General features: G+C 67.3%; 14 protein-coding genes and 1 riboswitch. Of the genes, 2 read left to right on the plus strand and 12 right to left on the minus strand.

Going from position 1 to position 16030, the window contains the following annotated elements:
- Nucleotides 1-114 precede the first annotated feature (114 nt).
- A complete protein-coding gene (locus AC5Y47_RS04755; RefSeq protein ID WP_499942439.1) occupies nt 115-771 on the minus strand; it encodes an Rv1815 family serine proteinase in 657 nt (218 codons plus the stop codon).
- 97 nt (nt 772-868) lie between these two features.
- Nucleotides 869-1825, minus strand: coding sequence for a sterol desaturase family protein (locus tag AC5Y47_RS04760; RefSeq protein ID WP_499942440.1), 957 nt, complete (start codon nt 1823-1825; stop codon nt 869-871).
- A 60-nt stretch (nt 1826-1885) separates the two neighbouring features.
- On the opposite strand from AC5Y47_RS04760, the gene AC5Y47_RS04765 reads away from it, so the two are divergent.
- Both AC5Y47_RS04765 and AC5Y47_RS04770 read left to right on the plus strand, forming a co-directional pair.
- Nucleotides 1886-2797: an alpha/beta hydrolase fold domain-containing protein gene (locus AC5Y47_RS04765; protein ID WP_499942441.1), complete on the plus strand. Its 912-nt coding sequence runs from the start codon at nt 1886-1888 to the stop codon at nt 2795-2797.
- Nucleotides 2794-3969, plus strand: a complete 1176-nt coding sequence (locus AC5Y47_RS04770; protein ID WP_499942443.1) for an NAD(P)/FAD-dependent oxidoreductase — start codon at nt 2794-2796, stop codon at nt 3967-3969. The genes AC5Y47_RS04765 and AC5Y47_RS04770 overlap by 4 nt, the downstream gene beginning before the upstream one ends.
- On the opposite strand, the gene AC5Y47_RS04775 is transcribed toward AC5Y47_RS04770, so the two are convergent.
- The 10 genes from AC5Y47_RS04775 to AC5Y47_RS04820 form a co-directional block, all read right to left on the minus strand.
- Complete coding sequence (locus AC5Y47_RS04775) at nt 3970-4698, minus strand: MgtC/SapB family protein (protein WP_499942445.1); 729 nt, start codon at nt 4696-4698, stop codon at nt 3970-3972.
- Between the two features lie 103 nt (nt 4699-4801).
- Nucleotides 4802-5092, minus strand: a complete 291-nt coding sequence (locus AC5Y47_RS04780) for a DUF732 domain-containing protein (protein WP_499942852.1) — start codon at nt 5090-5092, stop codon at nt 4802-4804.
- Nucleotides 5093-5131: 39 nt separating this feature from the next.
- Nucleotides 5132-6532: a PPE family protein gene (locus AC5Y47_RS04785; RefSeq protein WP_499942447.1), complete on the minus strand. Its 1401-nt coding sequence runs from the start codon at nt 6530-6532 to the stop codon at nt 5132-5134.
- A gap of 32 nt (nt 6533-6564) precedes the next feature.
- Nucleotides 6565-7803, minus strand: a complete 1239-nt coding sequence (locus AC5Y47_RS04790; RefSeq protein ID WP_499942449.1) for a PPE family protein — start codon at nt 7801-7803, stop codon at nt 6565-6567.
- A gap of 329 nt (nt 7804-8132) precedes the next feature.
- The gene (locus AC5Y47_RS04795; RefSeq protein WP_499942854.1) at nt 8133-8435 is read right to left on the minus strand and encodes a DUF732 domain-containing protein; all 303 of its coding nucleotides are present in this window, start codon (nt 8433-8435) and stop codon (nt 8133-8135) included.
- Between the two features lie 48 nt (nt 8436-8483).
- Nucleotides 8484-9854, minus strand: coding sequence for a PPE family protein (locus AC5Y47_RS04800; protein WP_499942451.1), 1371 nt, complete (start codon nt 9852-9854; stop codon nt 8484-8486).
- A 35-nt stretch (nt 9855-9889) separates the two neighbouring features.
- The gene (locus AC5Y47_RS04805) at nt 9890-11053 is read right to left on the minus strand and encodes a PPE family protein (RefSeq protein ID WP_499942452.1); all 1164 of its coding nucleotides are present in this window, start codon (nt 11051-11053) and stop codon (nt 9890-9892) included.
- A gap of 529 nt (nt 11054-11582) precedes the next feature.
- Entirely contained in the window at nt 11583-12782 is a 1200-nt protein-coding gene (locus tag AC5Y47_RS04810; protein WP_499942454.1) for a PPE family protein, read from the minus strand.
- A gap of 357 nt (nt 12783-13139) precedes the next feature.
- Nucleotides 13140-13313: riboswitch (M-box (ykoK) riboswitch) on the minus strand.
- Nucleotides 13314-13466: 153 nt separating this feature from the next.
- Nucleotides 13467-14636, minus strand: coding sequence for a PPE family protein (locus tag AC5Y47_RS04815; RefSeq protein WP_499942857.1), 1170 nt, complete (start codon nt 14634-14636; stop codon nt 13467-13469).
- Between the two features lie 66 nt (nt 14637-14702).
- Complete coding sequence (locus tag AC5Y47_RS04820) at nt 14703-15974, minus strand: PPE family protein (protein ID WP_499942456.1); 1272 nt, start codon at nt 15972-15974, stop codon at nt 14703-14705.
- Nucleotides 15975-16030: the final 56 nt, after the last annotated feature.

The following is a 16030-nucleotide window of genomic DNA, read 5'->3' on the forward strand; positions in this document are numbered from 1 at the left end:
AGAATGTTTTGCGGGTGGCGTGGCGATTCAAATATATCTCGCCTATGAATCACGCAGGTATTCAATATGGCCAAGAATGGCGCAGCCAGCAGCGTCAATCCGCTGATTCGATACCTAGCTGGGGTTGACGCCCATGTCCTCGCGTGCCTGTTGCGACGCGGCCTGCCAGGACACCGCCGCAGGCAGCGTGCCCCAGACACTGTTGAAGATTCCGACGATCTGACTGCTGGACTCCAGGAAAACCGGTCCGCCGGAGTCACCCTGCTGCGTCTGCACGCTGTTGGTCATGGTGAACCAGCCGTTGTTGATGCTCTCCACGGTTCCGCAGGTCTCCCCGGTGGTGATGCCGAAATGGCAGACCGCCTGCCCGGGCGACACCGCACCGGCGCCGGAGCGCAGCGCACGCCCACCCGGCAAGATGTCGCTTGCCGCAACACCTTCGGCCAACGCAATCGCCTCGTAGTCGGCGATCAACTGGTCAGTCGCCACCGTGGAACCGGTAGGGGTGTTGTCCCGGAACGTCGTCATGCGCCCGATGATGTTGTTGTCTTTGTCGTAGACGAGTCCGCTGCCCCGGCAATGCCCGGCCGTGAACGCCGTTCGCGACCGGGTATCGACGAAACCCAACGTGCACACGTGATTGTCCTGATGGATCTCCATGCCGGGGTACGCCGTCACGGGATTGGCGTGGCCGGTTGCCGGGGTGAGACCCCAGCTCAGTCCCGCAAGAATCACCGGTGCGATCAGCGTGCGCAATGCCAGGCGGCTCACGACCGTTCCCTCCCTCTGTGACAAAGCGCCGACCGGTAGGTGCGGTCACCGCGTTATATCCCCGACACTGAAGCTTTCGTGAAAAGTGGCCGCCGCGTTACCGAGATGTGGCCAGCGGCGCGGCCGCATCGGGCTGCTCGGCCCGGCGCGGCGCCCAACCGGGCGGGCCGAAAACGTAACCGAGCCGGTCCCGCAGCCGTCGCGCCGATCGCCAGTCCCGCGCGATCGCCGCATATTCGTGCGTCTGCAGCTTCCAGATGTTGAACGTGTCAACCTGTTTGGTCAGACCGTAGTGCGGACGGAACAGCTCCTTCTGAAAGGTGCCGAACAGCCGGTCCCAGATGATGAAGATCCCGCCGTAGTTCTTGTCCAGATACGGCTGGTCCATGCCATGGTGCACCCGGTGGTGGGACGGGGTGTTGAAGACGAACTCGAACCACCGCGGCATCCTGCCGATGCGTTCGGTGTGCACCCAGAACTGGTAGATCAGGTTCAGCGACCAGCTGAAGAACACCATCCAGGGCGGCAGGCCCAGCAACGGCAACGGCAGCCACATCAGGATCTCGCCGCTGTTGTTCCACTTCTGGCGCAACGCGGTGGCAAAGTTGAAGTATTGGCTTGAGTGATGAGCCTGGTGGGTAGCCCAAATCAGCCGGACACGGTGGGCGACACGGTGATAGAGGTAGTAGAGCAGGTCGACACCCAGAAAGGCGACGACCCACGTGTACCACTTGGTCGCAGGGAGGTGCCATGGAGCGACATAGGCATAGATCGCTGCGTATCCGAACAGCGCCAGGGCTTTCCAGGCGGCGGTCGTCGCGATCGACACCAATCCCATCGAGATGCTCGCCATCGAATCCCGGGTGAGGTACGACCCGGAGGACGGCCTCGGATCCGCTGGGATTGCACCGGTCTCTTCCGACTCGAGCTTCTCCAACTTGCGGGCCGCGGCCCACTCCAGCGTCAGCAGCAGCAGGAAGAAAGGAATCGCAAACAACACCGGATCCCGCATCTCCGCAGGCAGTGCCGAGAAAAAGCCCGTCAAACCACTCACAATGGACAGATTACTTAACGCCATGGCCCCTCACGAAAAGACGACGAACTGAAGGCGAGGATGATCCGCCCGATACCCAAACCTCGCGTCGCCGAGCGGCTGCTGCGCGCGTCCGGCGTCCGCAACCGGCTGTTCCCGACGGCCAAGCTGGAATATTGGGCGGCCCATCCGCGTCCGCCCTACTGTGGGCGGCCGTCGAAGCTGGTGCTGAACAAAGTCGAGGTCACCCGCACTGACCTCAGCGGTCGCCCGGTCTATCAGGTGACCCCCCGACACATCGCTCCCGACGAGCTGGCCGGCCACGTGCTCTACCTACACGGCGGCGCATACGTGCTCGATCTGCTGCCACACTTTCATTGGCCGGCCATCGCCAGGCTGGCCCACACGCTGCGCCGCACCATCACCGTGCCGATCTATCCGATCGCCCCCGAACACAGCTACCGCCAGGTATTCCCGTTCCTGCTGCAGGTCTACCGTCGCCTGCTGGATGCGCAGGATCCGAATTCCATTGCTTTCATAGGAGATTCGGCTGGCGGCGGGATGGCGTTCGCGCTGTGCCATGCGGTGCGTGATGCCGGGTTGCCGCAACCCACCGACGCGCTACTGCTCTCCCCCTGGATGCACCTGGGGCTGCCGGACCCCGAGGTGCTGACGGTCGCCAAGATCGACCCGTTCCTCAACGTCGACGACCTGCGCGCGGCCGGCCTCCGCTACGCTGCCGGCGACCCCCTCGATCACCCCCTGCTCAGCCCGAGCATGGGACCGCTGGACGGGCTGCCGCGCCTGTCGGTCTTCACCGGCACCCACGACGTGCTCAACCCCGATGCGCGGGCCTTCCGCAAGCGCGCGATCGGCGAGGGTCTCGACATCGGCTGGTACGAACTCGAGGGTGGCATGCACACGTGGATGTTGCTGCCCGGCCATAAGGCCAAAGTGACCCTGGGCCAGATCCGCACGGTGTTGTCCGGTTGATCCGGGTCGTGGTGATCGGCTCCGGTTTCGCGGGGTTGTGGGCGGCGCTGGGGGCTGCGCGCCGCCTCGACGAACTCGGCGTCGCGCCGGGGACTGTGGACGTCACGATGCTCAGCGCCACAGCATTTCACGACATCCGGGTGCGCAACTACGAGGCGGACCTGAGTGCTTGCCGCATCCCGCTCGGCGATCTACTGGAACCCGTGGGTGTCGGGCACGTCCCCGCGGAGGTGACCGCGATCGACACCGACGCCCAGACCGTGACCACCGCTGCCGGCGCGACCTATCCGTATGACCGTCTGGTTCTTGCTTCGGGCAGCCGACTGAGCAAGCCCGACCTGCCTGGACTGCGGGAGTTCGCCTTCGACGTCGACACCTACGACGCAGCACTGCGACTGCAACACCACCTGCAGGAGCTGGCCGGCCGCCAGGCGACGGCCACGGTGGTCGTGGTCGGCGCCGGGCTGACGGGGATCGAGGTCGCCTGCGAACTGCCGGGCCGATTGCGTGCCCTGGGACTGACGCCGCGGGTGCTGCTGGTCGACCACAACGTGATCGGCTCCGACATGGGCGCCTCGGCGCAGCCAGTCATTGCTCACGCGTTGTCGGACAACGGTGTCGAGACCAGGGCAGGAGTAGGGGTATCGGCGATCAGCCCGCACGGGGCGTTGCTGTCCTCGGGTGAGCAACTCGCCGCGGAGACGGTGGTGTGGTGCGCGGGGATGCGCGCCAGCCCGCTCACCGAGCAGTTACCCGTGACCCGCGACCGGCTGGGGCGGGTGGCCGTAGACGATCACCTGCGGGTCATCGGGGTACCGTCAATGTTCGCCGCCGGCGACGTGGCTGCCGCCCGGATGGACGAGGACCATCTGTCGGTGATGTCGTGTCAACATGGGCGGCCAATGGGGCGCTATGCCGGTTACAACGTGATCAGCGATCTGTTCGACCAACCGTTGCTGACACTGCGGATCCCTTGGTACGTAACGGTTCTCGACCTCGGAGCCGCCGGGGCGGTCTACACCGAGGGCTGGGATCGCACGTTAGCGGCCCAGGGCGCGCAGGCCAAGGCGACCAAGCAGACGATCAATACCCGGCGGATCTATCCCCCGCTGACGGGACGTCGCGACGAGTTGCTGGCCGCCGCCGCCCCCGACCTCCAGGCCCGGCCCTGATCAGTCGGACTGCGGATTGGGCAGCGTGGGACTGCTCTGCTCGCCGGCATACCAGTGCACCGCGTACACCCCCGGCTGCAACGACAGTTCGCCCACCAGCCGCTCCAGCTTGGCGGGCGAATGACCGTCGACCAGCACGTGGGCGGTCAGTGCGATGTTGTCGTCACCGCCCTGGCCGGTGTGGATCCCGCGCAGGATGATGTCGTTGCTGCTGGTGTGCTGCACGATCTGGGCCCGGGCATATTTCGCGGACTTGGGACGACAGATCACCTGCACCTGATAGGGCTCGAGACTTTCGTCTTCCTGGCCGGAGTTGTCGTGATCGATGAGCCGTCCCAGCGGGCGGCCCAGCAGGTGGATGACGACGACGCTGCCGGTGGCGATCAACGCGAATACCAGATGCCCGGATGCGGCCAGCACCCCGACCGCCGCGGAGCACCACAAGGTGGCGGCGGTGTTGAGCCCGCGGACGTTGGCTCCCTCGCGCAAAATCACCCCGCCACCGAGGAATCCGATGCCGGATACCACGTAGGAGGCGACCCGGGTCGGGCTGCTGTCCTCGGTGGCCGCGGCGTACAGCACGAACAGCGTCGCACCGGCGGCCACCAGCGCATTGGTGCGCAACCCCGCCATCCGGGCGCGCCATTGGCGTTCGAGTCCGATGAGCGCGCCGCACCCGACTCCCACGGACAGCCGGAGTGCGAAATCGGCAATGCTCAACGTCTGCACCGCACCACCCCTGTGTTGATCGAAACGGACTGCTACATCACCGACCGGCAGCCAATCAGCTTCGGGTTAACACCAGGTGGAGCCCAGGCGAACCGGGGTCTCGCTAGAAGTAGCCGCCCTCGGGTTGTCCCAGATGTTCGGGACAGTAGGTGTTCGACGCAATGGCGGTGAACAGCGCCGCGCCATCCAGAGTGAGGGCCGGATTCTGGTTCTTCACGTCGGTCAGCACCTGCAGACCGGTTTCACCGTTGCGCATCAATCCGCACACCGCTTGGGCGGACGTGATGGCCTGGGCCGGATTGGGAACGCTGATGCCGGCATCTCGCAGGGCGGCCAGGAACGACGCGTCGTCGCCTCCGGGGTCGGCATGGGCCGGTGCGGCGACAGCGACCATCGCGACCACGCCGAAAACCGCTGACAGAAGTCTCAACAGCTACCCCTGCCCCTCGGGCAACATGATCTTGGGTTTGTCCCCGTTGGAAACGTGCACCGCGTGAATGCCGGGCTTCTTCGACAACCTCTCCAGCAGACCGTCCAGCCCGGCCTTGTCGACGTTCCAATGCTGCACGGCCTCGGGCTCCTGTTGGAGCTTCGCGATCACGCTGTCCAGCTTGACCGGCTCTACGGGTCCCTTTCCGCCGTTGGCCCGGGCCCTTGCCCCGCTGCCGCTGAAGACCTGGGCCGCCACGCTGCCTGCGGCACCACCGGTCAGGCTGCCCAAAGCCATCTGGTTGACGAGGTCGGCCGGGATCGCTGCTGCCGGTGCCGCGGCCATGCTCGTGGTCGGCAACACGTCGGACACCATCCGGATCGCTGGTGTGGCCGATGCCCAGCTCGGTGGCACCGACAACTTCCCCACCACGTTGGCCTGGCCGGTACCCGCCGATACCGCGTTGGTCAGGCCGGCCGACGGCGACATTCCCAGTCCCGCTCCCAGAGCCGACTTCGGGATGTCCTCCAACGGCGGCTTCCAGAACAGCTTGAACTCGGTCATGCCGAGGTTGGGGATGCTCATGATGTCGTTGGCCACCGTGCTGAACCGGCCGATGTCGGCGAAGGTCCCGAAGATGTTTTCCCATGTCGTGGCGGCCACCGGGGTGCCCGTCAGGGCATTGAGGAGCTGGCCCATGGCTTGCATGTACGAGCTGCCGCCGCTGCCCAGAGCTTCGAAGACCTGCAGGACGATGTCGAACGGAAAAACCGGTGCGGCGGTCGGCGCGGCCGTCGCAGCCGCGGTCGCGGCCGCGGTGCCGGCGGCCAGGGCGCTGGACTGACCGACCGCAGCCTGCTGGTTGGCGAGGCCGACCGGGTCGGCGACTTGTGGTGGGTTGGTGTAGGGCTCGAGTCTGGCGGCGGCCGCCGACGCACTCGTGTAGGCGAACATCGCCGCGGTGTCCTGCGCCCACATCTCCCCGTACTGCGCCTCCAGGGCGGCGATGGCAGCGGTGTTCTGGCCGAAAATGTTCGTTGCGACCAGCAACGCCACCTCGCTGCGGTTGAGCGCGATCTCCGCCGGCGGTACCACCGCGGCGAAGACTGCCTCGTACGCGCTGACGGCCGCTTTCGCCTGGTCGGCCGCCACCTTGGCCTGCGCCGCCGTCGCTGCCATCCACGCCACATAGGGGGTAGCGGCCGCCGCCATCGCAGCTGACGACGGGCCGGTCCACGACTCGTTGGCCAATCCGTCGACGACCAGACCGTAGGAAGCCGCGGTGGACTGCAGTTCGGTCGCCAGCGCGTCCCAGGCCGTGGCGGCCGCGAGCATCGGGCCCGCGCCGGGGCCGGTGTAAATCTGCCAGGAGATGATCTCCGGTGGCCGCACCGCGAAACTCATCAGCTGCGCCTTTCGTGTGCTGAGGTCATCGGTCAGTCCGCCGGTATCACGATGATGGTCGCCGTGGTGGCGACGTCCTCACCGGCGGCAACGCCGCCGGTGATGCTCGAGGCGCCACTACTGGTGGTGCGGATGCTGGCGCCGGCCAGCGCGCGTCCAGCCAGGCTCGCCATGGCCATTTCACCGAACAGGCCGCCCTCGGCCGCAGCGGGGATTGCCGGAAGCGCACCCGCGCTCGCGCCGGGCAGCATCGATGCCATGGTCCGCATCACCGGTGCCGCAGTCACCCAGCCTTGCGGCACCGAGAGCGACCCGACCAGCGTGGACTGCCCCATCGCGCCGGACACGCCCGCCGGCACCGACGCGACGTAGCCGCCGCGCAGCGGCGACAGACCCGCCAGCGGCTTCCCGCCGGAGTTCAGGAGTGAAGCGACCCCGGGCGCATTCTGCGACAGCCCCAGAATCTGCCCGGCGAACAACCACCAGCCGCCGAACAGGACGAACCCGATGATGGGACTGTAGGCGCCGGTGATCGCAGCGAAGAACGGCCGGATCCCGACGGCGAACGGGTAGATCGCTTCGATCACCGAGCCGACGGGGGTCGTCGCCGCCGGAGCGGCTGCCGCCGGACCCACGTCTTGCAGTGCGTTGGGCACCGCGGTCATCAGTTGGGACAATCCCGACTGGATCTCGGAGGCAGCGGCGGCCTCGGATACCGCCGCGGTTTGCCTGGCCGCGCCGGAAGGGTCGGTGGTCTCCGGTGGTTCGGTGAACGGCGTCAACTGCGTAGCGGCCGCCGAGGACGCCGCGTAGGCGTACATGGCGGCGGCGTCCTGCGCCCACATCTCTGCGTACTGCGCTTCGGTGGCGGCGATCGCGGCGGTGTTCTGCCCGAGGATGTTGGTGGCGATCAACGTCATCAGCAGCGCGCGGTTGGCCTCGATGACGGGCGGGGGCACGGTCGCCGCGAACGCGGCCTCGTATGCGCCCGCGGCGAGTTTGGCCTGGGCGCCCGTGTGCTCCGCTTGCGTCGCTGTCGCAGTCATCCACGCGATATACGGCGCGGCCGCCGTCGCCATCGACATAGCTGCCGGCCCGTGCCACGAGCCGACGGCCAACCCGTCGACCGTCGAGCTGTAGGCCGCTGCGCTGGAGTGCAACTCGGCCGCCAATGCGTCCCACGCGGCGGCCGCAGCCAGCATCGGTCCGGATCCTGCCCCCAGATACATTCGTCCAGAGTTGATTTCTGGCGGCAGCGCCCCGAAGTCCATCTATTCCCCTCCGGTCCCTCTGTGCCAGCCATCGTAATCACGGGTTTGCCACTGCGCCGGGGGGCTTGCCGAACTCATACGAAACTCACCAGCTATCCCAATAGCGCTCCGCATGATTCCACGCCTGAAGCAGCAACCGCATGGCCCGGGAGGCATCGAATATCCTCGGTACAACGGCAATTGCCGACCGTATATAGCGGGCAATTCCGGCCGGCGATTCGACGCGTGCGGTTCCTTTTCCGAGTTAATTCGGCGAAGAAATATCCATTGACGCCAGCAAAGCCGCGCCGGGTCTCTTACAGATAGATGTGGGAAATGCCGATTACCGGTCAGCTGCGGACGAGCTGTTGTGGGCAATAGTATCTGGCCGAAATGACGGCGAACTCGGCCGCAGCGTCCAGACTGAAGCCCGGGTTGCGCTTTTTGACGTCATGTACCAGCTCGAAGCCCGACTCCCCGTTGTTCAAGCAGGTGCACACCGCTTGGGCGGACCCGATCACCTGTCCGGGATTGCTGTAGCCGATGTCGGCGTCACGCAACGCGCCCAGGAAGCCCGCGTCGTCGCCTGGATCGCCGTATGCCGGTGCAGCAAGGCCGATCATGAGGCATGCCAGCACCGGCGCCATCACCATTCGCGACACGAGTTCTCCTCTTCGTCAGCCTGACCGGGCGTTCGGCGGTCAGAGTTTGGCTCTGTCACCATTCGTCAGATGCACGGCATGGATGCCGGGCATTTTCGCCAGATGTTCCAGAAGGCTGTCCAGACCCTCCTTGTCCACGGTGTGGTGCTGGACGCTGTCCGGACGCTCGGAGATCCGCGCAACCATGCGCCTGAGCATCTCCGGCGATTTCAGATCGTCTGTGACCGGCTTGAGGCGACTGCGCGCACTCGTCGCCGGACGCAAAGCGCCGGCGCCCCAGGCGCTTCCGGCCATACCCGCCGCCGACATCGAACTCAACAAGGTGCCCTGCCCGAGTTCGGCGGCCGGCACAGCTTGCGGTCCGGCGGCAGACAGAGCCGCGGCAACCGTTCTGATGGCCGGGGTGTTGGCGGTCCAACTGGGCGGCACCGTCAGCGCTCCCACCAGGGTGCCGCGTCCGAAATTGGCTGTAGCGCTAGGAGATATGCCGCCGGTGAGCCAGCCGCGACCCCAGTGCGGCGTCAAGCCGCCGCCCAGCGCGTCCTTGGGCAGTTCGCCGAGTGCGGACGCCGACTTCGGGCCGAATTTGAGGAACTGCGATGCCGGAAAGTTGGCCAGCAACCCCACGTTGTTGAACTGGGTGCTGAAACTCAGCGGAACCTTCACCGCGGAGTACAGCGTCGTGAAAGTCGATGCGCCACTTGACCCGAAGAGGCCGTTGAGCAGTCCGGTGACCGTGGTGGTGTAGTCGGTGCTGAGGTCGGCCAGCACTTCCAGGATCCCCGATACCGGATTACCGGCCGACAGGATCGTTTGCGCGGCCGTGCCTGCCGAGGTACCCGCGGCCCGCCCGGTCGCCGCGGCCTGGTTCGCCAGCCCCGACGCGTCGACTATCTGCGGTGGCTCGACGAACGGGGTCACTTCGCTCGCTGTCGCGGACGAGGCCGCATAGCCGTCCATCGCGACGGCGTCCTGTGCCCACATGTCGCCGTACTGCGCCTCGGCCGCGGCGATCGCCGCGGTGTTCTGCCCGAATATGTTCGTCGCCACCAGCGAGGCGAGTTGACTGCGGTTGGCGGTGATCTCGGCCGGCGGCACGTGTCCGGCGAAGGCCGTCTCGTAGGCGGCGACGGCGGCGTTGGCCTGGCGCGCGGCCTGGGCGGCCTGGGCGGCGGTGCCGCTCATCCAGGTCACATACGGTGTCGCCGCGGCGGCCATGGCCACCGACGACGGGCCCACCCAGGGACCGCTGGTCAGATTCGCGATCACCGCCGCATACGACGCGGCGGTGGCCTGCAGGTCGGCGGCCAGGCCGTCCCAGGCGGCCGCGGCGGCGAGCAGGGGTCCCGATCCCGGCCCGGTGTACATGCGGCCCGAATTGACCTCCGGCGGAAACGCTGCGTAGAACATCCCCGGTCACCCCCTGCCTGGAAGCTGCATCGAAATCAGTCCTCGAGCGGCGGGAGCACGAAGATCATGGCTGCCGCCGGGTCGGCCTCCGCGATGACACCGTCCAGCGACGTCGCCACGGCAGCACTGCCGCCGCGCGAGCCGCTGATCGCAGCCGCGAGCCCGCGCCCGGCAAGGCTGGACAGGGCCATCTGTCCGAACACGCCGGCCTCCGCGGCCGGCGCGGCGGCGGGTACTGCGGTCAAGGTGCTGGACAGTGCTGCGGTAACGGCTCTCATCGCCGGTGCCGCCGTCGTCCAGCCCTGGGGCACCGACATGCCGCCCACCAGGGCCGCGCGGCCCATGGTGGCCGCGGCCGGGCTTGCTGCCGACGACAGATGCGGACTGATCGACTCTGCGATCGGTGCCAGTGCGCCGGTGACTGGTTGTGCCGGTGCGAAGAAGGATTGCAGTCCCTGCACGTTCTGCGCGGAGGCGTAGAGCTGACCGAATGACAAGAACGGGCCACCCGGAATGGAAGTCCAGCCCTGCAGCGAGAACGGGCCGGTGAGGGTCCCCATGATGGTGTTCCAGTTCGCCAGATCGTCACCGAGCGCCGCGGGCAGCGACACCGCGGCCGCGGAGTTACCGGTGATCTGAGCGGTCGTCGCCGCCTGCGCCGCGGTGCCCGACGCGTTGGTGGTTTGCGGCGGCTCGGTGAACGGTGTCAATTGGCTGGCGGCAACCGACGTGGCGGCGTAGTCGTACATGGCCATGGCGTCCTGGGCCCACATCTGCAGATAGTGGGCTTCGGTCGCGGCGATGGCGGGGGTGTTCTGTCCGAAGATATTGGTGGCGATCAGAACCGACAGCTGCGCGCGGTTGGCGGCGATCACCGGGGGCGGAACGGTTGCCACAAAAGCGGTTTCGTATGCCGAGGCGGCGGCGTTGGCTTGTGCGGACGCCTCCCCGGCGCGGACGGCGGTGGCGTGGATCCATGACACGAAGGGTCCGGCCGCGGCGGCCATCGCCATCGCCGTCGGGCCCTGCCACGACCCGACGACCAATCCGTCGATCACCGATGCGTAATTGACTGCGGTGGTGTGCAATTCGGCACCCAGCTCGTCCCAGGCCAGTGCCGCTGCCAGCATCGGACCGGCGCCGGGACCGGTGTACATGCGCCCGGAGTTGATCTCGGGCGGCAGCGCTCCGTAGTCCATGCGTAGCACCCCCGTATGTCTTGCCGGCTGTGTTCGTGTCGGTGCGCTGCAGCGTCGCCGCGCCGGTAAGGGTTCGACCCCGTGAAATTCGCTTCAGGCTTGGGCCTGGCAAAAGATATGCTCACGGAGAGTTATTTTCGCGGCGTTCCGCTGACGTAATCGCGAGGTAAACGAGGGATCTCCGCGCCGCCTGACTGGTTGTGAACTCACCGCAACGTTTGTTAACCGGCAAATACAAAGTCTGCGACGGAACCAATTTTTACCGGGATAAATGCACCGAATGTGTGCACGGAAATCAAGAAACGTCGACGACCACGAAAATCCGTTTAGACGAGATCGGTTCGAGCGTCGTGCTCTGCATTCGGCGTCAACGCCGCCGATCACATCAAGGCAGTCGTGATCGCTCGGTTTCACCGGTGAAGTGATGGTGGTCACTGCCCTGACGCGCCGGCACGCCGAAGGCAACGACAACGGCAAACCACCGTTTGCTGGGAAGGGCGCTACGGGTCGAGGTAGCGCCCGCGCCGCGTCATCCCGCAGCCGGCGAGCGGGCCACCACGGTGGGCCGGAACCCGTACTGTGGGACGGCCCGACCGAAGGACTGGCCCGCGACGTTGCCCAGCGGAACCCCGGGCATACCTGGGGTGCCTGCCGGCGGTGGGGCGATCATGGGCGTCCCCCCGAGAGCCGAATGCAGCGGGCCGGCCACCGGAGCGGTCGCGGTCCACCCTGGCGGCACCGAGAGCCTGCCTATGCTGCCGGCATTGCCGGCCGCCGCCGTGGCCATCGGGCTGATCCCGCGTACGGATTCGAGCGATGCAGTCTCACCGACCGCCGCAGGAAAGACGTCCGCGGCGGTGCCGGCCACGTCGGACATCGCCGAGGCACCGAACAAGCTCGACAGGGTCCCGACGGTGGAGCCCGGCGTGAAAATGCCCGTCGACGTGATCGTGTTCCAGATGTTGGCGTTGGGACCCCACACCTCCAGAAGGTCGCCCCAGCTCGAGGACCCGGTTCCGGTCAGCAGCGTGTTCGCGACGTCCGACAAGCCCGCACCGCCGTCGGCGCCGGACAGTCCCTGCAGTGCGCCCGGTACGGCAGACATCAGCTGTGAGAGCGTGCTGTGCGCTGAGACGGCTGACCCGCCGACCGCTTGGTCGACCGCCGCGGCCTGCGCCGCGAGTCCGCTGGCGCTGGTGGCCTGCTGGGGTTCGACGAACGGGCTCAGCTCGGTGGCTGCCGCCGCCGAGGCTGCGTAGCCGTACATCGCGGCGGCATCCTGCGCCCACATCTCGAGGTAGAGGGCTTCGGTCGCGGCGATCGCGGGAGTGTTCTGACCGATGACGTTCGTGGCGATCAGTGCCGCCAGCTGAGCCCGGTTGGCCGCGATCAGCGGTGGGGGCACGGTGGCGGCGAATGCTGCTTCGTAGGCCGCCATCGCGGCTTCGGCTTGCGCGGCGGTCTGCTCGGCCTGCGCCGCGGCGGAGCTCAACCAGGCCACGTACGGCATTGCCGCGGCGGCCATCGATGCCGATGCCGGGCCGAACCATTCTTCCCCGGTCAGCGCGGACAGCACCGCGTCATAGGCCAGCGCGGTGGCACGCAGCTCAGCAGCCAACCCGTTCCACGCCGACGCAGCAGCCAGCATCGGCGCCGACCCGGCCCCGGCATACATGCGCGCGGAATTCACTTCGGGCGGCAACGCGGCAAAATCCAGTGCGGCGGTCATCGGTGCCTCCTCGGCCGGTCGAGGGACGCCCGGGCGCGGTGACGGCACCGGGCGACCCGAGATGTCGATTAACGGGGCCGACTCGGGTCGCCGAAATAGCAATTCTGCGGTTATTTCCGCGCGCACCAATTAAGCGCATCGCAAAGACGGCGAGCGCTCGTCGCGTTTATCGGAAACAGCGATCAGATTGCGAAAACAATGCCCGGGTCGGATCGAAACGAAATGGTCTTCGATCTCGGATAGGGACTATCGTCGGGACTCACTCCGCTCTCACCTCCTCTGGGTCGTGGCATGCGGGGATGCCGGGCGCACGACACGCAGGGATGAGGTCCGGCGGGCAGACGAGCCCAGCCGGACCAAGCACCCCTCTCGACAGAGCTTTGGCACCACACGGCGTATCCAGCGGAAACGCTGGAAGCCACTTGGGCTCAACCCTTAAGCCGGGAAGAGCTGTCCTGACCCTGGGCGTCTTTCGACGTTCGAGGTCAGTGGCCTGTGTCCGTGCAGACGCCTCACCTAGCGAGGTGCATGCGAAAGCCATAGTGGCACTCCAAGCGCGTCGAGTCAACTCAAAACTCCGGGCATTGTGCAATTCGGCTGAGGAATTCCATACCCCGCCCGAATATGGCTTACGGGTACCCGAATATGCCGGGACTCGGGATGCCGTCGTCGGCGAAAAAATCGTTATCCGGCGGCCGGTGGACGCGGCATTATCGTCAGCTTCGCGCCGTAGCGGGGTCCGTTGCCGTAGTGGCGTGCGTAGGGACTGGCTACCGGCATGCCCGGCATGCCGGGGACGCCGGTTGCGGCCGCGGCAGCCGTGCCGGACGGGCCGGGCACTGACCCGATGCCGCTGCGATTGCCGGCCTCGACGGCCGAAGTCCAACTCGGTGGCACCGACAGCCGCCCGACCAACGACGCCTGGTTGGCTCCGGCCGCGACGCTGCCCGTAGCCGATCGGGCGACCGTCGCGCTCGACCAGGTCGCGTTGCCGGCATCGGGACCCGCCGGCGGGATCGAGTTGGCCGCCTCTTGGGCCAGTGTCACCGCGTTGACGTCTGCTATCGCGTCGGTGACCACGGGCACGAGCAGAGCCGGCGCCGGGTAGCCGGCTGAGAAGATCCCGTTGAACAGAGTGGAGTTGAGGAAGATCCCGTAGGGATTCCCATCGTTGCCGTCCAGGAAGTTCAGGACGTCGACGAGTAGGCCCGACTGGGGAAGGATGTCCAGGGGTGCGGCCGGCGCGGCGAGTTCCTGCAGCAGTTGGCCAACGGGATCGTTCGCCGCGGCTCGGGCCACCGCGACGGCCTGGTCGGCCGGTCCCGACGGGCTGGTGGTCTCGTCGGGTGCGCCGAACGGTGTGAGCACGGCAGCGGCTGCGGCGCTGGCGGCGTAGCCGTACATCGCCGTGGCGTCCTGTGCCCACATCTCGGCGTATTCCGCCTCGGTGGCCGCGATCGCCGGCGCGTTGATGCCCAGAAAGTTGGTGGCGACCAGTGCGATCAGGCGCGCCCGGTTGGCCGCCACGACGCCCGGTGGCACCGTCAAGGCGAATGCCGTCTCGAACGCGGCCGCTGCCGCCGCGGCCTGACTGGCCGTCTGCGCGGCCCGCCACCCGGTCACGCTCATCCAGGTCAGATAGGGCGCGACCGCGGCCGCCATCGTCGCGGCAGTCGGGCCCAGCCAGCCTTCGCTGATCAAGCCCGAGACCACCGACTCGTATGCTGTTGCGCTGGAATGCAGTTCGGCGGCAATCGCGTCCCAGGCCTGCATCGCGGCCAGCATCGGCGCCGAGCCGGGCCCGGTGTACATACGTAGAGAGTTGACTTCAGGTGGGAGTGCTCCGAAATCCAATACCGGCACCTCCTTCGACCAACCGTTGGACGACTGTCGGTCCAACTTCGCGGTTGCTCCCTCCTGTCATCCAGCAGCCGGCGGGCGCCCCATGATCGTCGGCCGGAATCCGTACCGCGGCGGATTACCGAAGTTGTTGCCGTACATGCCCCCGATCGGCACACCGGGTACTCCGGGCATGCCCGCCGCGGCCTCGGGAGCGACCGCATTGCTCGTCCAGCCCCCGCCCGGGTCGGCGGTGCCGGCGTAATTGGCCACGGCGGTCGCGGCCGTCCAGGTTTGCGGAACGGACAAACGACCCACCACTGCCGACTGATTGGTCGCCGCCGTCACCCCGGCGCCGGTGGTCATCGACACCGTCGCGGCGTCGGTCAACGGCGGAAGGCTGATGGGGTTGCCAGGAGCATCCGCGGGAATCGGCAGCGCGTTTCCCGCACCCGACCCCATCCCCGGCACCTCCGCACCTTCTTGCGCACCGAGCGCTACCGCGTTGATATCGGCCAACCCGGCGAACACCGCGGGAGCGACGATGGCGGGGCTGATGTAGCCGGCCGACACGAACCCGTTCACCAGGCTGGAGTTCAGGAAGATCCCGTACGGGTTCCCGTCGTTGCCGTCCAGGAAGTTCAGGATGTCGGCCAGCAGATCGGCGCCCGGGAAAGGCTCGGCCGTCGCGGCAGCGGGTGCCGAAAAGCTTTGCAGCGCAGCCGGAACCGACGACATCAGCTGCGGTAGCTCCGATTGCGTCAGAGAAGCCGCGTCGCTACCGGCGGCCGCCGTGACCGCCGACGCCTGGTTGGCCAGGCCGGCCACGTCGGCGACCGGCGCCGGCTGGGCGAACGGGCTCAGGGTCGCGGCCGAGGCGGAGTTGACGGCATAGCCATACATCGCCGCAGCATCCTGGGCCCACATCTCGCCGTAGGCGGCCTCGGTCGCCGCGATCGCGGAGGTGTTCTGCCCGATCAAGTTGGTCGCGACCAGCAGCTGTAGCTGCGCGCGGTTGGCCGCGACCTCGGCGGGCGGCACCGTCATGGCGTAGGCGGCTTCGTAGGCCCCCGCGGCCGCCGCCGCCTGCGTGGCGGCCTCCTCGGCCTGCGTTCCGGTGCTGAGCATCCACGCCATATACGGTGTGGCCGCGGCCAGCATCGCCTCCGACGCCGGCCCGAGCCAGCCGTCACCGGTGAGCACCGACAGCACCGTGTCGTACGCGGCGGCCGTCGCATGCAGTTCGGCGGCGAGCTGATCCCAGGCCGCCGCGGCCCCGAGCATCGGCGCCGAGCCCGGCCCGCAGTACATGCGCAGTGAGTTGACTTCCGGTGGTAATGCTGCGAAATCCATTGCCCACACCGTCCCTCAGCCGACCGCGGCGTCTGCCGGGGTGGCGAAAACTATTG

The sequence above is a fragment of the Mycobacterium sp. NGS22 genome, assembly GCF_059813095.1.